Genomic DNA, 24,247 nt, shown 5'->3' on the forward strand with positions numbered 1-24,247 from the left:
CAGTTTACGCCTTGTGGTCCGTTTGCCTGAGAGTTTCCGGGGCGGTTGCTCCTTCGGCACCGGACTGAACCGGATTCTCCCTACAAGGTGATGGCGCAATTATCCGGAGTGGGGGGCGCTTGGCAAGTGCCACCGGTCGTTCTAAGCCAATTTTTGTCGCAGCGCTGCGCTGTTTGATCCAAGGCAAATGCACGTGCAAAGACAGTGATAAAGCAATATAATTATACAGCCTGCGGAAAGGGAGCAGGGCGCAGACGCCTCTTGCTTTCCCTCGCCAATTCGCTCAGGTTCCAGAAAAATTGCTTATCGGCGCAACGGAGATTACCGCCGGGAGGCTTGGGAGAGAGGAAGACAATAATGACCAAAACATTTTTAGCCTCAGCCATTGTCATCATGCTTGCCGCCGGCGGCGTCGCGGCACAAGAGATGGATCATACCGCCATGACGGCACAGGGTGAGACGGCTGTGCCCGCACAGGCGATTACCGCGACACTGGGATCTCTTAAGATCAGCGATGGCTATTTGAAAGCAATGATCCCGGGACAGCCGATTGGCGGCGGTTTTGTGACGATCACCAATAACGGCCCCGTAGAAGATAAGCTGATCGCAATCTCGTCACCGCGTGCCACGCGGGCGGAATTGCATGAAATGGTCATGCAAGGCACGATCATGAAAATGCGAAAAATACCAGATGGTTTTGTCATTGCCTCAGGAGCCACATTGAAAATGGAACCGGGCGGTTACCATCTGATGTTCATGGGTGTGCAGATGCCCTTTAAGGCGAACCAGACTGTACCGGTAACGCTAACCTTCGAGAAGGCTGGCAAGCTCGAACTGGCGATGCCTGTTGTGACGATACGCGGCAGGTAAAGCACCGCGCCACTGGACGCGGCGCGGTGCCTGTTCATTTCGATAATGGTTCGACTTCATTCCTCATTCGAGGGCACCTTTTTTGCGTTTATGGAAAGCTGGCATCAACCGGTTCCGGCATCGACATTTGGCCCATCTTGTTCCCCCGGCAGGGTTCCGCTGCCGGGTGTTTTATCCCGGTCGATCAAATGTTCCTTGGAATGCGGCCCGGCTGGAAGATTATCAGCGGCTTGTCCGGTGTTGCCAGACTTCGTTCCGGCAGGAATAGGTTTTTCCGTATGTTCGACAGCGTTACGGGCTTTAGCGTCCTTATGCATCGCGAACCTCCTTTATGCAGCATCATCCCTTTAACCAGATCGGTTGAGGGCATCATGCGCCAGGTCTATACGCTGCATCCTGCGAAACTTATGCGCACTCGCGCAGCAGTATGCAGCGTCGATGACAAACGCGGACTGTGTGATGTTGTTCCGGTAAGGCCCCACGGAACAATTGGGACGCGGGGTTCGGTATCACGCTTTCAGGCTTGATTACGCTTTGAGACCGGCATCCTCGGATTCCTGATAGGCCTGTTTGGTTTCTTCCAGGCTGGCGCGGGGTTGCTTGTTTTCACCCGCTTTCATGAAGTGCAAGCCGATGGCCGAGCTATCCCGCAGGGTTTCGATGGCCGTGCGGTTGATGCCTTGCGTCTTGGCGATTGCCTTTTTGACGCTGATCTGCCGGTTGATCTGTTCGACATACGTTGAGCGGCCCGGCTTTTGCACCGGCTTCAACGTATCCGAGATATAGCCGGCCGTGGTGGCCGAAACCGAAAGGACTTGAACCATGGCACTCACATGATCTGTTTAGCTGTTGCCATTTCATCACGACAAATTCTATCGTGACTTAAATAAATGAATCGTATTTTAAAGACCGACCGGATTCCAGCGGTTTGTGTTGAGAAAAACATGCCGGGAAAGCTGTAAACTGCGTTGATTTTTTCTTTGCCCGTCCTGCCGGGTGACGCACAAAGAGATGCAGGAAACAAGCGAGGCCCGGAAAACGATGAAGGACGTGATATATGTTGCCCTTGGCGGCGCGGTCGGGTCGGTGTTGCGATATTGGATCGGCATCGTCACAATCAGGCTATTCGGTCCGTTTCTTCCCTGGGGTACGTTTTCGGTCAATATTATCGGGTCTTTCTGCATCGGATTGTTTGCCGAAATGATCGCCCGCAAGTTTGATGCGTCTGCCGATCTGCGCATGTTGCTGATCACCGGCTTGCTCGGCGGCTTCACCACGTTTTCAGCCTTCATGCTGGATACGGTCAGTCTGGCGGAACGCGGCGACCTTTTGTGGCCAGCCTTTTATGTGGCGGCGAGTATCGGCTTTGGGGTTGGCGCGGTGTTTGCGGGACTTGCCGTGGGCCGCTGGCTTTTCTGATAGCTTTGCTGTTTCAGGCGTTTTTTCGCAATCGCGGTTTCACACGGGCGCAGAAATGGGGTAAAGCCAGCCCATAAGAGTTTGTCAGGGAAAAGTGGAAACCGGTTTTCCCGAAAAGACAAACGAAAACAAAAAAGCTTGAGTCTGTCTGGTTCAATATGAACCTGACAGATTTTAAGAGAGTTGACAGGGTTTGGCGCGCGCGCGCCCAAGGGAACGAAAGACGTCCTTATGGCAGGCATAGAACACATTACCGTCGGTCCAGACGAGGCAGGCATGCGCCTCGACCGCTGGTTCAAGATCCACTATCCGGGCCTCGGCTTCGGTCCCTTGCAAAAGCTGATGCGCTCCGGCCAGGTCCGCGTCGATGGCGGCCGGGTGAAAGCCGATGCTCGCGTCCAGCCCGGCCAGGTGGTGCGTGTGCCGCCGATGGATGTCGATGCCAAGACGCCGAAATCCGGGCCGATTGCCTCCCATGATCTGAAGCACGCTGGCGACGGCGAATTGCTGGCGCGCATGCTGCTGCATGAGGATGAAAAAGTCTTCGTCCTGAACAAGCCTGCCGGTCTGGCCGTGCAGGGCGGATCCGGCCTCAACCGCCATATCGACCAGATGCTTGAAGCCTGGACCAGCAAGAAGGGCGAAAAGCCGCGTCTCGTGCACCGCCTCGACCGGGATACGTCGGGCGTGCTCGTCGTCGCCCGCACACGTGGTGCGGCCCAGAAGCTGACGGCAGCGTTTCGTGAACGCGACACCAAGAAGACCTATTGGGCGCTGGTCAAGGGCGTGCCGCGCAAGCATGACGACAAGATCTCGACCTGGGTGGTCAAGGAACAGACCGAAGACGGCGACCGCATGCGCATCGCCCGCCACGGTGAAGACGGTGCAGATCACGCCGTTTCGTATTACCGCGTGCTGGAAACAGCGGCGCAAAGCCTCGCCTGGCTGGAAATGGAGCCCTATACGGGCCGTACCCATCAGCTGCGCCTCCACGCCCTGCATATCGGCCATCCGATCATCGGTGACCCCAAATATTATATTGACGATCCCAACTGGGATTTCCCCGGTGGCGTCCAGAAGCGGTTGTATCTGCATGCCCGCCATATCGATATTCCCCATCCCGATGGCGGACGCCTGCGCATCACCGCGCCCTTGCCGCCGCATATGGTGCAGACCTGGAACCTTCTGGGCCTGGACATGGAAAATGGCGGTGACTTTGCATGAAACTGGTCCTGTTCGATTGCGATGGAACGCTGATCGATAGTGCTGCAACCATTCACGAGAGCATGCGCCGCACATTTCTTGCTTTCGGCAAGCCGGAGCCAACACTGGCCGCCACCAAAAGCATCATGGGCCTGACGCTGGACATCGCCATTGCCCGCATCGATGGCAAGCAGCATGTCGATGACGAGGCGGTGGCCATGCGGGACCACTACAAATCACTGTTTACCGAAGTGCGGCAGGCGCCCGGCTATAGCGAACCGCTATTTGACGGTATTCGAGCAGTCATCGAGCGGCTGGCTGCGGAAGACGAGATCCTGATTGGTGCCGTGACCGGAAAATCCCGACGAGGCTTGAACTATGTTCTCGATGCCCACGGCTTTCAGTCTTATTTCACCGTGTCGCGGACGGCGGACGATTGTCCGTCTAAACCGCATCCGGCCATGGTGACGGAGTGCTGCGACGAAACCGGCATGGATTTGAGAGATACCGTGGTGATCGGCGACGCGATCTACGATATGCAAATGGCCAGAAGCGCTGGCGTCAAGGCGATCGGCGTCAGTTGGGGCAGCGCCAGCACCGATCAGTTGAAGGCCAGCGGTGCGCATTTCGTCGTAGACCGGGCCGACGCGCTTCTTGCCCATATTTTGTGAGTGACCATCATGCGTGATATTTTCGAGGGTTTGACGCCTGAATTGAGTGATCCCGATCCGGTGCGCCGGGCGCAGATCCAGATGAAGAAGCCCTTGCCAAAGCGCTTCTATAAAGACGTGACCATTGCAGCGGGGCAGGACGGTCATGCGGTGCTTCTGGATGGCAAGACAGTCAAGACGCCAGCCAGAAACGCCCTCATGCTGCCGACCGAGCCTTTGGCTGCGTTGGTTGCTAGCGAATGGCAGGCGCAGGCCGAGGTGATCGATCCCGCGACGATGCCGGTCACCCGGCTTGTCAATACGGCGCTTGATGCTGTCAGCGCCAATACACAAGAGGTGCTGGATGATATCGTCCGGTTCTGCGGCAATGACATGCTGTGCTACCGGGCCGATGCGCCTCAGGAACTGGTGGAGCGTCAGAGTGTTAAATGGGATCCGGTTTTGGACTGGCTTGCCGAGACGCATGGCGCACGGGTTCTTCAGACCAGCGGCATCATTCATCAACCGCAGCCATCAGAGGCAGCCGAGGCTTTCGAGCGGGCATTGCAGCGCTACCGCGATGGTGTGGCGCTCGCCAGCCTGCACGTGATGACGACGCTGACGGGGTCCGCTATCCTGGCGCTGGCGCTGGCCGATGGCCATCTGAGCCTGCTTGAAGCCTGGGATCTCGCCCATCTGGATGAAAACTGGACAGATGAGCACTGGGGCAGCGATATGGAAGCAGAAGCGCGCCGCGCGGCGCGTTTCGTAGACATGCAGGCCGCCCATGATGTGTTGAGGGCTGCTCGCGCTTGAGCCGATATAGTGTTTCAGCTTGCCTTTTTGGATTTCACTGGCGGTGCGACCATCTTTACGGATGATTCCGCCAGGCCATGGTGGCCTTCCATATCGACGATCAGGTGCCAATGGGCTTGCTCGGGAACGACGATTTTGACCGGGGCTTTCTTCGCGACGCCGCCCGCAAATTTGTAATCCAGCCCTTCCTTGAAGCGTTGGAAATTGCTGGCGGTCATCAGTCGGACGTTGTTGATGGCATTCAACTGGACTTCCAGAATGGTGCCCGCCCGCAATTCCTTCAGATCGTAATGAGTGAACCGAAAGCTCGGTTTGGTCATGATGGGCCTCCTCCCGCATGAGGCATGATTGTGTGGTTATCGCGGCCGTTGCGCGAAGCTTGTCTGCATGCTGCCATGACGATTTAAAATCGTATAATCGATCCAAAAATCCCGAAAGAGCCATGGCTTTTAAGTCCCGTTAAAATAAAACAGGATCATTAAGGAAATCCTAGATGAATGATCGGGAACTTATCGGTTCGTCACTCGTTCGTCAGTGGGGCTGATGTGAGGGTTTCGACCCCCCTACGGAGCCGGATCGTTGGTCCCCAACCTATGGGTACCCCGCCCAGGCTATGCCGGGCGGGGTTTTTCATGGCTATTCAGGTCCATTCCCTGGAGGTTTGGAGTCATTGCGCGCCGCTCACACTGCTTCTCTGTCGATATGGGAGTTTTTTTTCGTATCCGGCATCACGGCATAGACAATCAGCGAGACCGCAATACATCCTGACACATACCAGTAGAACCAGCTCTCATGGCCAGCCTGCTTGAACCATAATGCGACATATTCGGCTGTGCCACCGAAGATCGACACGGTGAGAGCGTAGGGCAGGCCGACGCCCAGCGCCCGAACCCCGGTTGGAAACAATTCCGCCTTCACCACCGCGTTGATGGCGGTATAGCCGGAGACGATGACCAGCGCCGCGATGATGATGAAAAAGGCTTCCAGCGCATTGGAGGCGGTGCTCAGTGTGGTCAGAAGCGGCACGGTGCAAAGCGTGCCGAGTACGCCGAACGCGATCAAGATCGGTCTGCGGCCAATCTTGTCTGATAAGAATCCGACGAGTGGCTGAAGGCACATGTAGAAAAACAGCGCACCTGCCGAGACCAGTGTGGAATCGTCCTTGCTGAGATGTACGGTGTTAACAAGGAATTTCTGCATATAGGTCGTATAGGTGTAGAAGGCGACAGTGCCGCCCAGGGTCAGGCCAATGACGGTGAAAACCTGCCTTGGATATTTCATCAGTTCGCGCAGCGGATTGGTCCGCACCTGTTCCGCTGACCGCTGGAACTGTTCGGTTTCGGCCATGTTGCGGCGTAAGAATAGGGCGATAATCGCCAAGCCGCCGCCGATGACGAAGGGAATGCGCCAGCCCCAGGTTTCGAGTTCCTCACCGGTCAGCAGCAGTTTTTGCAGCAGCAACAGGACCAGAATGGCGCAAAGCTGCCCGCTGATCAGCGTCACATATTGGAAGCTGGAATAAAAGCCACGCCGCTCTTTCGTCGCCATTTCAGAAAGATAGGTGGCGCTGGTGCCGTATTCTCCGCCCAGGCTGAGGCCCTGCAACATGCGGGCCAGCATCAGGATGGCGGGGGCGGCATAACCGATCGTCGCAAAGCCCGGCGTTACCGCAATCAGCAGCGACCCGAAACACATCAGCAGGACTGAAAGCGTCAGCGCGGATTTGCGCCCCTTGCTATCGGCATAGACTCCAAAAAACCAACCGCCGACCGGCCGCATGATAAAGCCGACAGCAAAGATACCGGCACTGTTGAGCAATTGCGCAGTCGGATCGCTATTTGGGAAAAAAGCAGGCGCAAAATATAGGGAAAAGGCGGAATAGACGTAAAAATCGTAATATTCGACCATATTGCCGATGGAGCCGCTGAAAATGGAGCGCAGTCGGCGCGCCATATCACTGCTATTTTCACCTGCCGGTGGTGCGCTTTGTCTCTCTGCCATATTGCTTCCTCACCTGTTCCGATTCTCTTCCCTATAGCGGGTTGCATGATTCGAGATTCATCCAATATGCCATAGGTTGTTGTTTTGCCGTGTCTTTTTCCCTAAACCGTTACCCGCTTTCGGGAGACATGTTTTAACGGACAAAACCGTTGCACGGTCAGATGGCACCTCGCAAGACGGGAATTCTTTAAAATTGTGGTTGTCGTTGCGGTGTGGTTCCTCGCTCGAATTGCAGGTCCAGCTTTCCTTTAATTGGTTCCGGTTTGAGGAATTTTGCAGTACAGCGTCTTTGGCTCGCGCTCTTTGCCCGTGTTCTTGGGTCGTGTTCTTGGGTCGTTGCAGTGCAGGCACGGCATAATATGCGAACCGAATGGGGTTCTCGACGTTATGCCTGGTCAAGGCTTGCCGCGCTGCCGGTACATGACTGTTTCTGCTTTCATCCGTCACGGATAAGGCCTCTGTGACGGAGAAAACCATGCTGATTATCCTGCTGCTCAAGGGCATTTTGCTCGGCATTGCCGTGGCCGCACCGATTGGGCCGATCGGCACGCTCTGTATCAACCGCACCATGGAGCGCGGATTCTGGCATGGAGTCTCCGCCGGGCTTGGAGCTGCCATTGGCGACATGGTCTTCGCCATTGCCGCCGCAGCGGGCTTTGCCGCCATGCAGGATCTGCTGGCTGAAATATCACTGCCCCTGAAACTGGTCGGCGGCACGCTGATTTTGCTGATTGGTATCCGCATGCTTGAAGCGCGGCCACCGCGACCGGCAGCACAGATCAAGGCCAGCGATTTTATCCGCACCACCATGTCCACCTTCGGGCTGACCATTACCAATCCTGCGACGATTTTCGGTTTCGCAGCGCTGTTTGCAGGCGCGGGTCTCGCCGATACCGGCGATGTCAGTCCGTTCTTTCTGGTGGCAGGGGTGTTTCTCGGGTCGCTGATCTGGTGGTTTGCGCTGTGCGGCGCTGTCGTCTGGCTGAAAAGCCGATTGCCTGACCATTTCACGATCTGGGTACAACGCGGCTCCGCCGTTCTGCTGATCGGCTTCGGCCTGATTTCGCTCGGCCTTGCCGCCCGGCAATATTGGGGTGGGTGAGGGCGAGCATTTCCAGGAAAAGTGTGTAGCGGTTTTCCGTCCGGAAAATGCTTTAGTCGCGTTTGACGCTCATCAGCATGTCCCACATGTCTGCGCCGGTCTCGAACACTTTCGCATTGGCGGCAAAGCTATTTTCGGCGCTGATCATGTCGGTGATCTCACGCAAGGGATCGACATTTGAGGTGTCTTGCGTTGCGGGCGCGTCCGTGGAGCGGGTTGTGGTTGCCGCAACACCTGAGCCACTGGCCGAAAGAGTGGTATTCAGCCGCTGATATCCGGGCGTATCGGCATTGGCGATATTGCTGGCAACATTGCTCAGGCGTGTCTGTTGGGCCAGCATGCCTGATGTCGCCGTGTTCAAAATACCGGAAATGCTCATCTCATCCGTCCTTGCAGCGTGAATGACAAGGTGTAGCGGAAGCGGTTTACCGAAGGCTGAACGGGCAGGCTTAACAATAGGATAGCGGCTGTCTCAAGCTGATACGGTTGTGATCTTAACAGCATCAAGCTCAGATCAGCCGCAGGCCTTTCAGGCTGGCATGGCCCTGTTTGCCGATGATGACATGGTCATGCACGGTGATGCCGAGCGGTTTTGCCGTATCGATAATGGTTTTGGTCATCTCAATATCGGCACGCGATGGGGTCGGATCACCGCTTGGATGGTTATGGACGAGGATAATGGCCGTGGCGGATAATTCGAGCGCGCGTTTGACCACTTCGCGTGGATAGACGGGCGTGTGGTCCACCGTGCCTCGGCCCTGCACTTCATCGGCAATCAGCGTATTGCGCTTGTCGAGAAACAGGATGCGGAACTGTTCGGTGGTTTCATAGGCCATGGCCGCGTGGCAATAATCGATCACGCTCGACCAGGAGGACAGGATCTGCTTGCCCTTCAACTCGCTTTTCAGCATCCGCTGCGCTGCCGATGAAATCAGCTTCAAATCAAGCGCCACGGCCTCGCCGACACCTTTCACCTCCTGAAGCAGGCTGTGCTTTGCGCCAAATACCCCCGCAAGGCTGCCGAACCGGTCCAGCAGGGCCTTGGCAATCGGTTTGGTGTCGCGCCTTGGGATCAGCCGGAAGAGCAGCAGTTCCAGCACTTCGTAATCGGCCAGCGCCTCATCGCCCTTTTCCTTGAACCGCAGGCGCAATCGTTCCCGGTGGCCATGGTAATGTTCCGGCTGTTTGACGTTGGTGTCCGGCGCCTTTTTCATCGCCTTCGGCTTCTGGACCTGTTCGGCGAAAAAGCCGCGCTCGTCCTCTTCGTAATCGAAGCTCTCGTCCTGTTCCGGCAGGAAGGACGGGGAGGCGGTTTCGTCGGCGTTAAAGCGCGGAGGCTTGTTCATTGCTCAGCCTTGCAAGGGAGGCAGGCCCGGACGGTCCAGCCCGGCAGGCGACAGTGTGAAGATTTCGCAGCCGGACGAAGTAACGCCGACGGTATGTTCATACTGCGCCGTCAGCGAACGGTCGCGGGTAACAGCGGTCCAGCCATCGGCCAAAACCTTCACATGCGGTTTGCCGAGATTGATCATCGGCTCGATGGTGAAAATCATGCCCTCGCGTATTTCCGGGCCTTCGTCTGGCCGTCCGTAATGCAGGATATTCGGGCTGTCGTGAAACAATTGTCCAACCCCGTGTCCGCAGAAATCCCGCACCACGGAACAGCGTTGCGCCTCGGCAAAGCTTTGGATGGCGGCACCAATTGCACCCGTTCGCGTTCCCGGCCTGACGACCTCTATTCCCCGCATCAGGCATTCATGGGTAACTTCGAGCAGACGTTCGGCGGCCCGTTTGATTTCGCCGACCGGATACATTCGGCTGGAATCGCCGTGCCAGCCATCGACCACATAGGTCACGTCGATATTGACGATATCGCCTTCGCGCAACGGTTTGTCGTCAGGAATACCGTGGCAGACGACATGGTTGATCGAGGTGCAGACCGAATGCCGATAGCCACGATAATTCAAGGTTGCAGGCAGAACGCCGTTATCCATGCCAAAATCGAAGACAAACCTGTCGATTTCATTGGTGGTCACGCCAGGCTTCACCATCGGGGCCAGGGCGTCCAGGCAGCGGGCTGTGACCTGGCAGGCCTTGCGCATCGCTTCGAAAGCATCCGCGCCATAAAGACGGATCGCACCAGTGTTTTTGAGCGGCGCGGTAGCCGCGTCGATGTAATTTACCATTCCATTATCATCCCGCAATCAATTTCAGTTTTTTACATACCGCAGGCAAAGGTTGTTCGTCCATCACGATCCGCAGAGTACGATCAATTCTTAACCGCTTCCGGTCTGCTATACCCAGATCATCTTCAATTGCTGTCAGTCGTCAGGTGTAGGAAAGCACGCGCCGCGCCACTGATCCGCCTCTCACGGTGGCGAAGGGCGGTGAAGTGACGAGCCGGAAGCGGGATCGGAGCAATCTGCAATGCGCCGCTTGCGAATAACGCTTGTACCGCCGATCTGGACAGCGCGCTGGCGCAGCCGCCCGCCCCAAGCGCCGATAGCACCGCTTCATTGGATGGAAAGGTCAAGGCCACGGTCAGCGATGACGGCTCTATCTCCATCGCCTTCAATGCCTGCTCGAAATAGGCGCGCGTACCCGAACCTTTCTCCCGCAAGATCCAGGGCGTGGCCAGAATCGCCGCTGGCAGATCCGCCGCGGGATCAGCCAGCGGATGGCCGCAGGGGACGACGATGACCATTTCGTCTTCTGCGACCACCAGATGCGTCAATATATCAGAAGGTATCTCGGCCTCGACAAAGCCCAGTTCCGCTTTGCCTGTCTCCACTGCGTCAGCGACGGAGGCCGAATTGCCGATGGTCAGAGCCAGTTCGATATCCGGATGGAGGGCGTGAAACTGCATCATTTTGCGTGGCAGCCAATGGCTGGCCACCGTCTGGCTGGCATGGATGGTCAGCTTGCCCCGGCTTAATCCACCCAGTTCGGCCAGCACCAATGCTGCATGGTTCGCTGCATCAAGCGTTGCGCGAGCCTCATCGATAAAGATCCGGCCTGCCTGGGTAAGCTCAATACCCCTTCCAACCCGGTCAAACAGCAGGACATCATGATTGATCTCCAAGGCGCGGATGGCCGCGCTGACGGCGGACGGCGTCAGGCCGATTGCCTCTGCCGCCCGAGTGACATGCTGACGCTCGGCAACGGCAAGGAAAATGGTCAATTGTTCAAGCGTCATGGTGATCTCAATTGTAAAATTATTCTGCATGAACTGTAGTCAATTATGCGTTGGAATAAAATGAATTCTCCATGCAAAACAGGCCAACCGATGGAAAGGTTTGAAAATGCGCCTGTTTCGCCCTGTTATTTCGCTCGTACCTGGGATTGTCCTGTCCAGTGCTGTCGCTTTGGGAGGCTATGCTCTCGCCTTTACGGTTCAGCGTGTCACAGGGCGGATGCCTGTCGATGCCCTGGTCTGGTGCATTTTACTCGGCACCCTGATCAAAAGCCTGTTTGTCCTGCCGCCGGTCGTGAATAAAGGCGTTCACCTCTGCGCGAAAACCGTGCTGGAACTTGCCATTGTCCTGTTGGGCGCATCGGTCAGCCTTGGGCAGATCGCTGGAAGCGGGTTCACCCTGATAGCTTTTGTGATTGCCGTGCTCTGTTGCGGTCTGGTCAGCAGTTATGCGATTGGGCGTGTTATCGGATTGCCACATCCGCTAGCGTTGCTGGTTGCCTGCGGCAACTCCATTTGCGGAAATTCGGCGATCATGGCGGCAGCCCCGGTGATTGGCGCCGATGCCGACGAGGTTGCTTCGTCCATTGCCTTTACAGCCGTGCTTGGCATTCTCGTGGTGCTTCTGCTGCCGCTGGTGGCTTTTCAAGCCGGTCTGGACCCCCGCCATTACGGAATTCTGGCGGGCATGACGGTCTATGCCGTTCCGCAAGTGCTGGCGGCCACAGCGTCCTTCGGGCTGGTCAGCCTGCAAGTCGGCACGCTGGTCAAACTGATCCGGGTGATGATGCTGGGGCCTGTTCTGCTGGGACTGGGCCTGCTGGGATTGGAGATGAGTGCCAGAGGTATGGAAATGGGGTCCGGGTTTAAAAATGAGCGTAAGTTTTCCTTTGCCCACTTGGCGCCCTGGTTCATCGTCGGCTTTCTCGCATTGATGATGGCTCGATCCCTGGATGTCTTGCCGCATGGTCTGCTGGAGCCGTCGCAGCATTTGTCGGGTTTTCTCACCACCCTGTCCATGGCGGCACTTGGTCTTCAGGTTGATCTGCGCAGCCTGCTTGCGTCCGGGGGCAGGGTGCTGGCGGCGGGAAGCCTTTCCATTCTGGCCTTGGGGGCGATTGCGCTGACGGCCATTCATTTCATGGTGTAGTCAGGCGCACTGGAACGCTGCAAGACGGAATGATCCCGCCCGGTGTGATCGCGCATTTCACCGCATAGGCTTCGACGCCTTGGCTTATGGCGGCGGTAAAGGCCCGTCCATAGGCGGGGTCGAGATCGGCGCAGATCGCCAGGGCATCGCAATCCTGCCGCTGGATCACATAGAGCATCGCCGCCCGCTTGCCTGCCGCCACCAGCTTGGCCATTTCGGTCAAATGTTTCGCGCCTCTGGTGGTGACGCTATCTGGAAATTCCGCCAATCCGGTTTCCCGGATGAAATGGACGTTCTTCACCTCAACATAGCAATCCGCTTTGCCAGGACCCGACAACAGCAGGTCGATCCGGGAGTTCTCGCCATAGCGCTGCTCGGTGCGGATCTGCGGATAGTGTAAGAGATCGCTGACCAAACCGGCGCGGATCGCCTCGTGAGCCAGACGGTTGGGAAGGCTGGTATTGACGCCAACCAATGTGCCATCGGCTTCGATCAGCTCAAACCCATAGCGATATTTCCGGCCCGGCTTTTCGCTTTGCGACAGGTAAATGCGCGAGCCGGGTGCCGTCAACCCGCGCATTGAGCCGGTATTGGCGCAAAAGCCGGTGATTTCGCTGCCATCTTCCAACACTGCGTCGAAAAGAAAGCGTTTGTAGCGGCGCACCAACGTGGCCGCGACCAGTGGCGGATCGAAAATCATGGCGTTTTTATCGTTCGGCTAATCTTAGACACGCTCCAGAACGTAAGAGCCCGGCGCATCCCCTATGGCATTCAGCGCCGTGCCGCCCGGTTTACGGGCCGCCACGCGGCGTTTGTCCAATCCTTCGATCCATTTCTGCCAATGCGGCCACCAGGAGCCAGCGGTTTCCTCGGCACCGGCAACCCAATCCTCGAAGGTGCCCTCCGGCTTGCCATTGGTCCAGAATTGGTATTTGCGCTTATCGGGCGGATTGACCACACCGGCGATATGGCCGGACCCGCTCATCACATAGGTGACGGGACCGCCAAAGCAGGCCGATCCGACAAACACCGACTTTGCCGGGGCAATATGGTCTTCCTTGGTGGCGAGATTGTAGATCGGGATTTTCACGTCTTTCAGTGACAGGGTCTTGCCATCCAGCTGCATCTTGCCGCGCGCCAGATTGTTTTCCAGATAGCAATTGCGCAGATAAAACGAGTGATTGGCCGCCGCCATCCGTGTCGAATCAGCATTCCAATAAAGCAGGTCAAAGGCGGTCGGGTCCTGACCCTTCAGGTAATTGTTGACGAAATAGGGCCAGATCAGTTCCGACGAGCGCAGCATGTTGAAGGCGGAGGCCATTTTCGAGCCGTCCAGATAGCCCTTCTGCCGCATCTTCTCTTCCAGCCCGCTCACCTGTTCCTCGTCCACGAAGACTTTCAGGTCGCCTGCATGGGTGAAATCCACCTGGGTGGTGAACAATGTGGCGCTGGCAATCCGGCTATTGCCTTCCTTGGCATGCAGCGCCATGGCCGCAGACAGCAATGTGCCGCCAACGCAATAGCCGATGGCATTGACCTTCTTTTCGCCGGTGGCTTTCTCGACGGTGTCGAGGGCAAAATCCACGCCTTCACGAATATAGGACAGCCAGTCCTTGCCCGCATGACGTTGATCGGGATTGACCCAGGAAATCACGAAGACCGTATGGCCCTGGTCGACGCAATATTTGATGAAGCTCTTTTCCGGGTTGAGATCGAGAATATAGAATTTGTTGATCCAGGGCGGGCAGATCAGCAGGGGCCGCTTCAGTACCTTGTCGGTGGCGGGTTCGTATTGAATGACCTCGCAGACATCGCTCTGGGCGACGACTTTGCCCGGCGTCAGCGCCATATTCGTCCCCAGCGCGAATTTGCTGGTGTCGGTCTGGCGCATCCGCAATTCGCCCTGACCGGCGGCCATGTCCTCGGCAAACATTTTCATGCCCTTGACCAGATTGGCGCCGCTGGTGGCGACCGTCTCGCGGTAAAGCTGCGGATTGGTCATCACGAAATTGACCGGTGACAGCGCCGCCGTCATCTGCCGGACGTAGAACAGCGCCTTATGGCGCGCATGCTCGTCCATGCCCTGGGTATTCTCCACTAGTTTCTCAGCCCAGTCGGACAAGACAAGATAGGCCTGGCGCAAAAAATCGAAGAACGGGTTGCGCTGCCAGTCGGCATCCGCGAATCGCTTGTCCTTGATCGGCTCGGGCGGGGGAGGTGTTTGGGCGGGCATGGAAAGGCGGCTCAGGCTCTTCATCCAGACGCCGAACAGGGAGGTCATCAGATGAGTCTGCGCCTCTAGGCTGCGCTGAGGGTCAGTCATCCAGTATTCCGCCACGCCTGACAGGGTTTTGACCAGTTCGACGGCGGGTTCCGCCACCGGATCGACGCGGCCAGCCTTTTCACGCGGCGCGATCCAGGTGGAGGCCGCCTTGCCGAGGTTCTCAAGCGCCTTGGCGAGATTAACGGCCAGCGCTTCGGGGTCCTTGACGATATAGGGATCGATCAGGGACGGGTCGAAACCCATTTGATTGAAACCGGCCTTTTCGGATTCAGAACTGTCAGCGCTGTTTGCTGTTTTGCTGGTTTTCGGCCCGGTTTTTTGGCTGGTTTCCGGCCCGCGTTCAGGCGCGTCGGACGCGGGACGGGATTGACCGGCGCGACCTTGGTCCTTCGATGCTGTGGTCAATGCCATCTCCCCTTGGCTCTTCTCTTTTTTATATTTGCCTATCCTGCCTGAAAATGACTACAAGTTCCAGACAGATGAAAGGTGTGGGTGTGGTTTGACTCACATGTTTTACAAGGTTTGCGCGTTTTGTCGCAGGTTATTCACGTTTGCGTTGTGAAAAGCATCGTGTGAATAATCCCATGGCTTATGCTGCTGTTTTTCCCGGTGCCGGGCGGATTTGGTTGGGTTTGAATATGGTTTCGATCGTCTCTTTGGTTGGGCAGTCTTCGCGTCTGAAGCTGGCTCTGCGCCTGGCGAAAGCCGGTGCGGCGGGATCTGGCGTTGCCTGCCTGCTTGCGTTGGCCGGCTGCAATAGCACGCCCGCCTCGCAGCCTGCCGTGCGCCCGGGCCATGTTGACGTGACGGTGACCGACAAGACCGATCCAGCCGCTGCAGCCTATACCACGCCGGATGGTTATCCGGATTTTTCACGGCCCTTGACCGCGGCCAATGTGCAGATGAGCAATGACGAGGCGAAAGACATGGGCAAGCGTCTGTCTTCGCTCTCTTATCTGCGCAAGACTGGGCAGATCAGCCAGGCCGAATATGAGCGCCGCGTCGAGGAAATGCGCAAGCTTGCCAAGACAAACGGTCAGGTTCAGGGGCAATAGGGCCAGCCGTACCGCCCGCCTGCAAATAGCCCTTGCCTTGCAGGGCATTTGGCCGCAAAGCAAATGCAATGTGACAGTTGCATTCTGACATGTCGAATGTGCCCGGAACCGATGACCGGGAGGGACAGGGCAGGGTGCGGTTGGCCAAAATCTACCGCGAATCATTGCAATTTGCGGTATTGTCACGGTACCCCGATTTGCCAGATCCGTTTTCGGGGATGCTGCAGTGGAAAACGGATCGTCCGCAAGGCCGGGAGCCTGCGGTTCAACGAGGTCTGAGATGGAAGAGTTTCACAAAGTCCGGCGTCTGCCGCCCTATGTTTTCGAACAGGTCAATCGTTTGAAGGCAAGCGCGCGAGCCGGTGGCGCTGATATCATCGATCTCGGCATGGGCAATCCCGATCTTCCGACCCCGCAGAACATTGTCGACAAGCTGTGTGAGGCCGTGCAGGACCCCCGCACCCATCGCTATTCGTCGTCCAAGGGCATTCCGGGGCTGCGCCGGGCGCAGGCCGCCTATTATGCCCGCCGTTTCAATGTGAAGCTCAATCCTGAAACCCAGGTTGTCGCGACGCTGGGATCGAAGGAAGGTTTTGCCAATATGGCGCAGGCAATCACTGCGCCGGGCGACGTGATCCTTTGCCCCGATCCGACCTATCCGATCCATGCGTTTGGCTTCCTGATGACCGGAGGCGTGATCCGTTCCATTCCAGTCGAGCCGGATGAAACCTTCTTCCCGCCGCTGGAGCGTGCGGTGCGCCACTCGATCCCCAAGCCCTTGGCGCTGATCATCAACTATCCGTCCAATCCGACGGCGCGCGTTGCCTCGCTGGATTTCTATAAGGACGTGATCGCTTTTGCCAAGAAGCATGAGCTGATCGTGCTGTCGGACCTTGCCTATTCTGAAATCTATTTCGACGGCAACCCGCCGCCATCGGTATTGGAAGTTCCGGGTGCCATGGATGTCGCGGTGGAGTTCACCTCGATGTCAAAGACCTTTTCCATGCCCGGCTGGCGCATGGGGTTTGCCGTCGGCAATGAGCGGCTGATCAGTGCGCTCGCCCGCGTCAAATCCTACCTGGATTACGGCGCGTTCACGCCGATCCAGGTGGCCGCTACCCATGCGCTGAATGGCGATGGCACGGATGTTGCCGAAGTGCGCAATATCTACAAGCGCCGCCGCGACGTGCTGGTCGAAAGCTTCGGCAAGGCCGGTTTCGAGGTGCCGCCACCGGCGGCAACAATGTTTGCCTGGGCAAAAATTCCGGAAAAATTCCGCCATCTCGGCTCACTGGAGTTTTCCAAGCTGCTGGTGGAAAACGCCGATATGGCCGTGGCACCGGGCATTGGCTTTGGCGAACAGGGGGATGATTATGTCCGCATCGCGCTGGTCGAAAACGAGCACCGTATCCGCCAGGCTGCCCGCAATCTGAAGCGGTTCCTGTCGACAGCGGACGACACGCTGCACAATGTCGTGTCGCTCAACGCTCACCGTTGAGTTTTTATCGGAGCGGCCCATTCGCGGCCGCTCTTTTCCGAATATTGAAAAGCATATCAGGATTTTCTCATGGCTGATGCCCTTAAGATCGGCATTGCGGGTCTCGGAACCGTTGGTGCGTCGCTGGCGCGTATTTTGCAAACCCGCACCCAAGCGCTCACCGTCGCCTGCGGTCGGCCTATTGCCATTTCGGCGGTCTCGGCACGCGACAAGACCCGCGATCGCGGCGTCGATCTTTCCGGTGTCACCTGGTTCGATAGCCCGGTCGAGATGGCTGAAAAGGCCGATATCGATGTGTTCGTCGAGTTGATCGGCGGCGCGGAAGGTCCCGCCGAACATTCCGTGCGCGCGGCCCTCGGTCGCGGCGTGCATGTGGTGACCGCCAACAAGGCGCTGCTGGCCCGCCACGGTGTGGAACTGGCCAAGCTGGCGGAAGAAAAGGGCCTTTTGATCAACTATGAAGCTGCTGTCGCCGGCGGTATCCCGGTTATCAAGACGCTGCGCGAATCGCTGACCGGCAATGATTTTTCGCGGATCTACGGCATCATGAACGGTACCTGCAATTACATCCTGACCAGGATGGAAAAGGAGGGCTTGAGCTTTGCCGATTGCCTGGCTGAAGCCCAGCGTCTTGGCTATGCCGAGGCCGATCCGACTTTCGATATCGAGGGCAATGATACGGCCCACAAGCTGTCAATCCTGACGACGCTGGCCTTCGGCAGCCAAATTGCTGCCGACGAGATCTATCTCGAAGGCATCAGCAATATTTCCATCGACGACATCCACGCCGCCCGCGATCTCGGCTACCGAATAAAGCTGCTCGGCGTGGCGCAAAAGACCGCCACCGGCATTGAGCAGCGCGTCCATCCGACCATGGTGCCGCTTGATTCGGTGATTGCCCAGGTCGATGGCGTGACGAATGCGGTGGCGCTGGAATCCGATATTCTCGGCGAATTGCTGATGGTCGGCCCTGGTGCCGGTGGCAATGCCACGGCATCCGCTGTGCTGGGTGACATTACCGATATCGCCAAAAGCCGCCCCGGCGCGCAGATGGTTCCGGTTCTGGGCCGCCCGGCGCATCTGCTCGAACCCTATGTTCAGGCTGAGATGACCCGGCATGAAGGCGGCTACTTTATCCGCCTGACCGTGGTCGACCGCACCGGGGTTTTCGCCAGCATTGCGACGCAGATGGCGGAAAACAACATTTCGCTCGAATCGATTGTCCAGCACTCGCAGACATCGTCTGACGCCGATCAAACCAAGACGATCATCCTCGTCACCCATGCCACATTGGAAAAATCCGTGCGCCAGGCCGTTGCCGCCATCAAGGAGGAAGGCTATCTGCTGGGTGAACCGCAAGTGATCCGCATCGAGCGGCCGAAAACAGCTTAGCTCCTGACTGTGGAGCGGCGATAACCGAGTTGCTTCATCAATGCTTGAACCCGCCGACCCGATAGAACGCGCCTTTTTGAATGTCGAGACCTCGGTCAGCGGTCAGCGCTGGGTATCTCGGCTGGATCAGGCTGGGTTGAACCGGTCGCTGGCGATTGCGCAGGTGCATGGCATTCCCGATCTGGTGGCGCGGGTTCTGGCCGGGCGGGGCGTAGCGGTTGCCGATGCGCAAGCCTTTCTCGATCCGACCATCCGCGATCTGATGCCCGACCCTTCCAGCCTGACCGACGGTGACAAGGCCGCCGACCGGCTGGTGGCGGCAATCATGCGCTCTGAGCGCGTGGCGATTTTTGGCGATTATGATGTCGATGGTGCTTCGTCGTCGGCACTATTATGGCGGTTTCTCGCGCATTTCGGTATTGAAGCCGAAATCTATATTCCTGACCGAATTTTCGAAGGCTATGGCCCGAATGCCGCAGCTATCGGTCAGTTGATCGAGCGCGGCGCGCAATTGATTGTCACGGTGGATTGCGGCTCGACGAGCCACGATGCCCTGGAGGAGGCAAAGCGCAGAGGCGTGGATGTGGTGGTGATCGACCATCACCAGATGGGGCAGGACTTGCCTGCCTGCCTGGCGCTGGTCAATCCTAACAGGAGCGACGACCTATCAGGGCAGGGCCATCTCTGCGCGGCTGGCGTGGTGTTCATGGTGTTGGTCGGAACGCTGCGCAAGCTGCGTGAGGCTGGTCACGGTGCTGCGCGCTCGCTCGATCTGCTGGCCTGGCTGGATCTTGTGGCGCTGGCGACGGTCTGCGATGTCGTGCCGCTGAAGGGGCTGAACCGCGCCTATGTGGTGAAGGGCCTGATTGCCGCCCGCCACCAACAAAATGCCGGTCTTGCATCCCTCCTGAAGATCGCGGGAATCGGCGGCCCAGTGACGCCCTATCATTTCGGCTTCCTGGTTGGTCCACGAATCAATGCCGGTGGCCGGATCGGCGATGCCGCGTTGGGCAGCCGTTTGCTGACGCTGGATGACGCTGCCGAGGCCGATGAAATTGCCGCCCAACTGGACGACCTGAACCGTCAACGTCAGGCGATGGAAGCGCAGATGCTGGCCGAGGCGGAAGCCGAGGCCATGGCCGAATATGGCACTGGCGAGCGCGCCGCCGTGATTCTCACCGCACGAGAAGGCTGGCATCCTGGCATTGTCGGGCTGCTGGCGGCCCGGCTGAAAGAGCGGTTCCAGCGGCCTGCCTTTGCTATTGCCTTCGACGGATCGGGCAAAGGGACTGGCTCCGGCCGGTCCATCGCCGGTTTTGACATGGGTAAGATGGTGCGCGCGGCGGTGGACAATGGTCTGTTGGTCAAGGGCGGCGGCCACGCGATGGCCGCAGGGCTGACGGTAGAGCGCGGCAATCTCGGCAAGTTGCGGGCGTTTTTTGATGAACAGGCGCAGGAAAAGGTCATGGCGCTCTCGGCCATCAGGGCTTTGAAGATCGATGGTGCGGTTGGCGCATCCGGTGCGACGCTTGCGTTGATCGACCTCCTGGAAACCGCCGGCCCCTATGGCTCCGGCCATTCCCAACCAATCTTTGCCATCCCGGCCCACCGGATTCGTGATTCACGGCTGATTGGCACCAGCCACGTCAAGGTCACTCTGGAAGCGCCGGATGGCAGCCGAATCGACGGCATTGCCTTTCGTGCCAAGGAAACGCCGCTCGGTGATCTGCTGCTTGGCCGCCGAGGCGACGCCGTGCATGTCGCGGGCTGCCTTGGGGCGGAACTCTGGCAAGGCACGCGCCGTATCCAAATCCGCATTCTGGATGCAGCGCCAGCGTTTTGAGCGCGGCGAAAAACGTCACGGCACAGCACTTCGATGAGCCTGAGAACGCAAAGCGCACTCTGCGCTTGGCAACGGTATAAACATCAATACGGGGAGGGTTCAGTGGCACGCCCTAGGGGAGTCGAACCCCTCTTTTCAGAATGAAAATCTGACGTCCTAACCGATAGACGAAGGGCGCGTGCTGTGGGCTGCTTATAGGCAGGCGGATGATTCATGGCAAGCGAAAAAATGAGCTTTTTCCGTAGGCTCAGTGATTTTTTTCATGCGATCTATCAGCTGGCTGACTTAAGGTCGCGCAGTCTTTTCCGCTTCAATAAGCAGAATGCAGAAACGAGTTTTCCGGGGAAACGCAGTGGCACGCCCTAGGGGAGTCGAACCCCTCTTTTCAGAATGAAAATCTGACGTCCTAACCGATAGACGAAGGGCGCGTGTTGCGTGCGGCTCTCTTAGTGCGAACAGACTGGAGCTGCAAGCGAATTTTTCAGCTTTATTGCCGATTTTTCCTTAGCCTGTGGAGAACCGCGAATGCAGGGCAGCCCTACTTTGAAAGGGTATCGGAATGTGCCGTGGTCGAATCAGCACATTTCAATCGTTATCTTTGAAACGATCATTATTTCGCAAATATGTTGGGGAGTTAAGCAGTGGCACGCCCTAGGGGAGTCGAACCCCTCTTTTCAGAATGAAAATCTGACGTCCTAACCGATAGACGAAGGGCGCGTGCTGTGGCGCCCTTATAATCACGTGTTTGGAGGCTGGCAAGCACTGAAATCCAAAATTTTACGGAAAAATGACAGCCTGAAAAATGGGCCAGTCAGCACGTCATTTGCGTATTTTGGCAAGGAATTTCTTGATGAAACTGTCCTTCGTCATGCCCTGAGCCCCAGGTGCACCCTCGATTTTTTCCATTTCGGTAACTCCCGCCGAACTGGCCATGCCGGGTGCTGCGGTCGGCAGGCTCGTCTGCAACTGGGCTGGTACCGGTGACATCTGTTGTTGTGGCATCGTTGTCTGTTGCGCCTTTGGCGCCGTACGAACCTTCTTCGGATCTGGTGCTAGACCTGCGAGAATTTCCGCTTTTGAGGCCGGGCGTTGCTTGACAACAACTGGGGCCGGGGTAGGGGCGACCACAGGCTCTATCGGTTGATTGGCCTGCTTCTGAGGTTGTGTTTGTGGTTGTGTCTGTTCCAACGGCTTTTGCACGCTGTAAACGCTGTTTACCGTGGCCTGGAACGGACGAACAGGCATGTTCGGCGGCACAATGCTATTGGCCGGGCTACTGGCCGATGCCGCGCCGTCATCTGATGGATGGGATGCGGAATAGAGCCCGGATGAGTTTGGCGATGCCGTTTGCTCCGGTCTGGACTGGTTCATCGCCACAACCTGTTCGGCTGACGGTCCGGAGGAGAGAGTGGCGCTGCCATTGGCTCCAGCAGCGCCAGACGCCGTCCCGGGCTTGCGATGGCCGGTATTGACGAGGGGATCGCGGTATAAGCCACCCTTATTGGGCGGCGGCGAGACACTGGCTGGATGCGCTGCCGTTTCAACGACATCGGCATCGCCAATCGCGCCTTGTTCCACGATGGGAGGTGGAGTTTTCGTGGTCGCGCAACCTGCCAACAAGGCAAGGCCGAAAACGGCGGCAATGCTTGTAGACGCTGGGCTTCTTGACGCTGGCTTGCCATTCGCACTCTTCGAAAGCCTAGGACTGGCAGTCCACGGGCTTTGGCCGAACAGACGGTTTGGGGACATCATGTCGCTCTCCTTGACGAGAATGCCCGGACCTGTCGATGGTGGGCAGTGTCTATGGTTGGAGCGACCGTGACACAATGAGCTTGCGTCAGGCATGATGCCGCCGCGATGACGGCGGCATCTTAAATGAATATGTCACACGCAAAGACGTTCGGTGGGTAAGGCTACCAGGCGCCGGTATTTGGCATGGAGAGCCAAGGCTCTGCCGGTGCCAATGCGCCGTTTTTCTGGAGGATTTCGATGGAAATGCCGTCTGGTGAGCGTACGAAAGCCATATGGCCATCGCGAGGCGGGCGGTTGATCGTCACGCCATTATCCATCAGCTTCTGGCAAATGGCGTAGATGTCATCCACTTCATAAGCAAGATGGCCGAAATTACGCCCACCGGCATAGTCTTCCGCATCCCAATTATAGGTCAGCTCAAGGCATGGGGCCATGTCCTGGCTGGCTTTGGCCTTGTCTTCGTCGGCGGCAAGGAAAATCAGCGTGAAGCGGCCTTTTTCATTGTCGATTCGGCGAACTTCGCTCATGCCGAACAATTCGCAGTAGAATTTCAGGGAAGCATCGACATCCTTGACCCTGACCATTGTGTGAAGATAGCGCATTTTGAAATTCTCCCTGTTGCATGCCGCATATGTCGCCTGAGGGCGACGGCTTCAAGCATTGTCATGGCCGTGCCTGAAAAAAATGACATCACGAGAGAAAATGAACGGTTTGAAGAAAATTGACTGAATAGACAAAGGGGAAAGCGGGAAATCTGCACTCGTCAGTTTCGAACAAGCTACAGGCGCGAAAAAGCAGATGCGAATAACTGAAACTAGGGCTTGCGCAACAGTATTAACAAAATGTTAATCTAGCCTTCGGGAATCAGTAAGCGTTATCCATGTTTGGCGTTGTCGAGGGGCGGTTTAGAGATGGCGGATAGAATTTCAGCGAAAGAGTTCGTGGAATTCAGCGGGCTCTCGGAAGAGCCCCTGGATCTTGTCGAAATCACCGGTGTGGTGAAATGGTTCGACGTTGCCAAGGGTTTTGGCTTTATCGTTCCGGATAATGGCATGCAGGACGTCTTGCTACATGTGACCTGCCTGCGCCGGGACGGTTACCAGACCATCCTGGAGGGAACGCGGATTGTCGCGCTGATCCATAAGCGCGATCGGGGCTATCAGGCCTTCCGGGTTCTGTCGATGGATCAGTCGACGGCGACACACCCTTCGCAAATGCCTCCCATGCGGACCCATGTTCAGGTGACGCCATCAAGCGGGTTGGAGCGGGTTCTGGTCAAGTGGTTCAATCGCACCAAAGGCTTCGGCTTCCTGACGCGGGGCGAGGGCACCGAGGACATTTTCGTTCACATGGAAACGCTGCGTCGATTCGGCTTGACAGAATTGCGGCCCGGACAGACAGTGCTGGTACGCTTCGGCAATGGCGACAAAGGCCTGATGGCGGCAGAAATTCACCCGGATAATCCTGCGCCGCATGTGATGGCGCATTGATTGTCCCGTATTGTGAGTGACGGGAATGCTGGTTTTTTCTAGAAGCGCCTTTTGGGCGCTTTTTTTCTATATTGCATTCACACTATCCCCGGCCATGGCTGAGCAATTCCTCAAAGGGCCAGCCGTCATTCAGACACCCGCCGGTCAGCAGCTTCGATTAAAGATGGAATATGCGATCTCTGTTTCGCAACGGGAGCAGGGCCTGATGGGCCGCACCAAGCTTGGGCTGAATGACGGCATGATTTTCGATTTTGGCGACAGCCGCACTGTTGTGATGTGGATGAAAAACACGCCTTTACCGCTGGATATGCTGTTTATCGATGAAAAAGGTGTGGTGACCGGTGTTGCAGCGCGCACAAAACCCTATTCGGAGGATTTGATACCTTCGCCTGGTCCGGTACGCTATGTAATTGAACTGAATGGTGGGCGGGCACAGGCGCTTGGGATCGGTCCTGGCAGCATGGTCATACAGGGAATTGCACCCCCTCCATAACGCTGCGAACAAAATCATCGAAAAGACGGTTTTTTT

25 protein-coding genes, 3 tRNA genes and 1 riboswitch are annotated in these 24,247 nt (G+C 57.2%); of the genes, 13 read left to right on the forward strand and 15 right to left on the reverse strand.

Translation table 11 applies throughout. From position 1 onward, the window contains the following. Positions 1-5: 5 nt before the first annotated feature. Positions 6-92: riboswitch (glycine riboswitch) on the reverse strand. Between the two features lie 169 nt (positions 93-261). Further along, entirely contained in the window at positions 262-870 is a 609-nt protein-coding gene (locus FS819_RS07220) for a copper chaperone PCu(A)C (RefSeq protein ID WP_197435826.1), read from the forward strand. Positions 871-974: 104 nt separating this feature from the next. Here the strand turns inward: FS819_RS07220 and FS819_RS07225 are convergent, their stop codons facing one another. Continuing rightward, entirely contained in the window at positions 975-1,187 is a 213-nt protein-coding gene (locus FS819_RS07225; RefSeq protein ID WP_156547745.1) for a hypothetical protein, read from the reverse strand. A gap of 210 nt (positions 1,188-1,397) precedes the next feature. After that, positions 1,398-1,694: a hypothetical protein gene (locus tag FS819_RS07230; RefSeq protein WP_041696588.1), complete on the reverse strand. Its 297-nt coding sequence runs from the start codon at positions 1,692-1,694 to the stop codon at positions 1,398-1,400. A gap of 217 nt (positions 1,695-1,911) precedes the next feature. On the opposite strand from FS819_RS07230, the gene crcB reads away from it, so the two are divergent. The 4 genes from crcB (at position 1,912) to FS819_RS07250 (ending at position 4,958) form a co-directional block, all read left to right on the forward strand. Then, on the forward strand, positions 1,912-2,289 hold the full coding sequence (gene crcB / locus FS819_RS07235; RefSeq protein WP_156547744.1) for a fluoride efflux transporter CrcB: 378 nt from the start codon (positions 1,912-1,914) through the stop codon (positions 2,287-2,289). Between the two features lie 231 nt (positions 2,290-2,520). Beyond that, positions 2,521-3,513, forward strand: a complete 993-nt coding sequence (locus FS819_RS07240) for an RluA family pseudouridine synthase (RefSeq protein ID WP_156629729.1) — start codon at positions 2,521-2,523, stop codon at positions 3,511-3,513. Further along, entirely contained in the window at positions 3,510-4,163 is a 654-nt protein-coding gene (locus tag FS819_RS07245; RefSeq protein ID WP_156547742.1) for an HAD-IA family hydrolase, read from the forward strand. Before FS819_RS07240 ends, FS819_RS07245 begins: the two co-directional genes overlap by 4 nt. Before the next feature lie 9 nt (positions 4,164-4,172). Further along, positions 4,173-4,958, forward strand: coding sequence for an ATP12 family chaperone protein (locus tag FS819_RS07250; RefSeq protein WP_156547741.1), 786 nt, complete (start codon positions 4,173-4,175; stop codon positions 4,956-4,958). Between the two features lie 14 nt (positions 4,959-4,972). Here the strand turns inward: FS819_RS07250 and FS819_RS07255 are convergent, their stop codons facing one another. Together FS819_RS07255 and FS819_RS07260 are read right to left on the reverse strand one after the other, a co-directional pair. Beyond that, positions 4,973-5,278, reverse strand: coding sequence for a DUF1883 domain-containing protein (locus FS819_RS07255; protein ID WP_015916040.1), 306 nt, complete (start codon positions 5,276-5,278; stop codon positions 4,973-4,975). Positions 5,279-5,639: 361 nt separating this feature from the next. Next, positions 5,640-6,959 (reverse strand): MFS transporter, encoded by a 1,320-nt coding sequence (locus FS819_RS07260; RefSeq protein WP_156547740.1) that lies wholly within the window; start codon positions 6,957-6,959, stop codon positions 5,640-5,642. Between the two features lie 475 nt (positions 6,960-7,434). Between FS819_RS07260 and FS819_RS07265 the strand changes: the two genes are divergently transcribed. Continuing rightward, positions 7,435-8,061 (forward strand): LysE family translocator, encoded by a 627-nt coding sequence (locus FS819_RS07265; RefSeq protein WP_156547739.1) that lies wholly within the window; start codon positions 7,435-7,437, stop codon positions 8,059-8,061. A 52-nt stretch (positions 8,062-8,113) separates the two neighbouring features. On the opposite strand, the gene FS819_RS07270 is transcribed toward FS819_RS07265, so the two are convergent. From FS819_RS07270 to FS819_RS07285, 4 genes are all read right to left on the reverse strand, one after another. After that, positions 8,114-8,440 carry a flagellar basal body rod protein FlgC gene (locus FS819_RS07270; RefSeq protein ID WP_156547738.1) on the reverse strand — a complete coding sequence of 109 codons (327 nt, stop codon included), beginning with the start codon at positions 8,438-8,440 and terminating at the stop codon, positions 8,114-8,116. Between the two features lie 130 nt (positions 8,441-8,570). Next, positions 8,571-9,407 carry a RadC family protein gene (gene radC, locus FS819_RS07275; RefSeq protein WP_234624412.1) on the reverse strand — a complete coding sequence of 279 codons (837 nt, stop codon included), beginning with the start codon at positions 9,405-9,407 and terminating at the stop codon, positions 8,571-8,573. A 3-nt stretch (positions 9,408-9,410) separates the two neighbouring features. Further along, positions 9,411-10,247 (reverse strand): type I methionyl aminopeptidase, encoded by an 837-nt coding sequence (gene map / locus FS819_RS07280; protein WP_070164841.1) that lies wholly within the window; start codon positions 10,245-10,247, stop codon positions 9,411-9,413. 125 nt (positions 10,248-10,372) lie between these two features. After that, a complete protein-coding gene (locus tag FS819_RS07285) occupies positions 10,373-11,257 on the reverse strand; it encodes a LysR substrate-binding domain-containing protein (protein ID WP_156547737.1) in 885 nt (294 codons plus the stop codon). A gap of 100 nt (positions 11,258-11,357) precedes the next feature. Between FS819_RS07285 and FS819_RS07290 the strand changes: the two genes are divergently transcribed. Beyond that, on the forward strand, positions 11,358-12,404 hold the full coding sequence (locus FS819_RS07290) for a YeiH family protein (RefSeq protein WP_409050040.1): 1,047 nt from the start codon (positions 11,358-11,360) through the stop codon (positions 12,402-12,404). On the opposite strand, the gene sfsA is transcribed toward FS819_RS07290, so the two are convergent. Further along, entirely contained in the window at positions 12,394-13,104 is a 711-nt protein-coding gene (sfsA, locus tag FS819_RS07295) for a DNA/RNA nuclease SfsA (RefSeq protein ID WP_156547735.1), read from the reverse strand. The genes FS819_RS07290 and sfsA overlap by 11 nt on opposite strands. A 24-nt stretch (positions 13,105-13,128) precedes the next feature. Then, positions 13,129-14,931, reverse strand: coding sequence for a class I poly(R)-hydroxyalkanoic acid synthase (locus tag FS819_RS07300; protein ID WP_156547908.1), 1,803 nt, complete (start codon positions 14,929-14,931; stop codon positions 13,129-13,131). Positions 14,932-15,272: 341 nt separating this feature from the next. On the opposite strand from FS819_RS07300, the gene FS819_RS07305 reads away from it, so the two are divergent. From FS819_RS07305 to recJ, 4 genes are all read left to right on the forward strand, one after another. Beyond that, on the forward strand, positions 15,273-15,743 hold the full coding sequence (locus FS819_RS07305) for a hypothetical protein (protein WP_156629728.1): 471 nt from the start codon (positions 15,273-15,275) through the stop codon (positions 15,741-15,743). A gap of 280 nt (positions 15,744-16,023) precedes the next feature. Next, the gene (locus tag FS819_RS07310) at positions 16,024-17,241 is read left to right on the forward strand and encodes an LL-diaminopimelate aminotransferase (RefSeq protein WP_156547733.1); all 1,218 of its coding nucleotides are present in this window, start codon (positions 16,024-16,026) and stop codon (positions 17,239-17,241) included. 69 nt (positions 17,242-17,310) lie between these two features. Continuing rightward, positions 17,311-18,633 (forward strand): homoserine dehydrogenase, encoded by a 1,323-nt coding sequence (locus FS819_RS07315; RefSeq protein WP_156547732.1) that lies wholly within the window; start codon positions 17,311-17,313, stop codon positions 18,631-18,633. Positions 18,634-18,673: 40 nt separating this feature from the next. Then, positions 18,674-20,476 (forward strand): single-stranded-DNA-specific exonuclease RecJ, encoded by a 1,803-nt coding sequence (recJ, locus tag FS819_RS07320; RefSeq protein ID WP_156547731.1) that lies wholly within the window; start codon positions 18,674-18,676, stop codon positions 20,474-20,476. Positions 20,477-20,579: 103 nt separating this feature from the next. Here recJ and FS819_RS07325 read toward each other — a convergent pair. From FS819_RS07325 to gloA, 5 genes are all read right to left on the reverse strand, one after another. Further along, positions 20,580-20,654 (reverse strand) — tRNA-Glu (locus FS819_RS07325). Between the two features lie 175 nt (positions 20,655-20,829). Further along, positions 20,830-20,904, reverse strand: a tRNA-Glu gene (locus FS819_RS07330). 214 nt (positions 20,905-21,118) lie between these two features. Next, positions 21,119-21,193 (reverse strand) — tRNA-Glu (locus FS819_RS07335). A gap of 102 nt (positions 21,194-21,295) precedes the next feature. Next, complete coding sequence (locus FS819_RS07340) at positions 21,296-22,228, reverse strand: hypothetical protein (protein WP_156547730.1); 933 nt, start codon at positions 22,226-22,228, stop codon at positions 21,296-21,298. A 161-nt stretch (positions 22,229-22,389) separates the two neighbouring features. After that, positions 22,390-22,830, reverse strand: coding sequence for a lactoylglutathione lyase (gloA, locus tag FS819_RS07345; protein WP_071206269.1), 441 nt, complete (start codon positions 22,828-22,830; stop codon positions 22,390-22,392). Between the two features lie 309 nt (positions 22,831-23,139). Between gloA and FS819_RS07350 the strand changes: the two genes are divergently transcribed. Continuing rightward, positions 23,140-23,718 (forward strand): cold-shock protein, encoded by a 579-nt coding sequence (locus FS819_RS07350; protein ID WP_070150659.1) that lies wholly within the window; start codon positions 23,140-23,142, stop codon positions 23,716-23,718. Between the two features lie 25 nt (positions 23,719-23,743). Further along, a complete protein-coding gene (locus tag FS819_RS07355; RefSeq protein ID WP_156547907.1) occupies positions 23,744-24,211 on the forward strand; it encodes a DUF192 domain-containing protein in 468 nt (155 codons plus the stop codon). Positions 24,212-24,247: the final 36 nt, after the last annotated feature.

The sequence above is a fragment of the Allorhizobium sp. Av2 genome (assembly GCF_021462805.2).
Taxonomy (GTDB): Bacteria; Pseudomonadota; Alphaproteobacteria; order Rhizobiales; family Rhizobiaceae; genus Allorhizobium; species Allorhizobium vitis_G.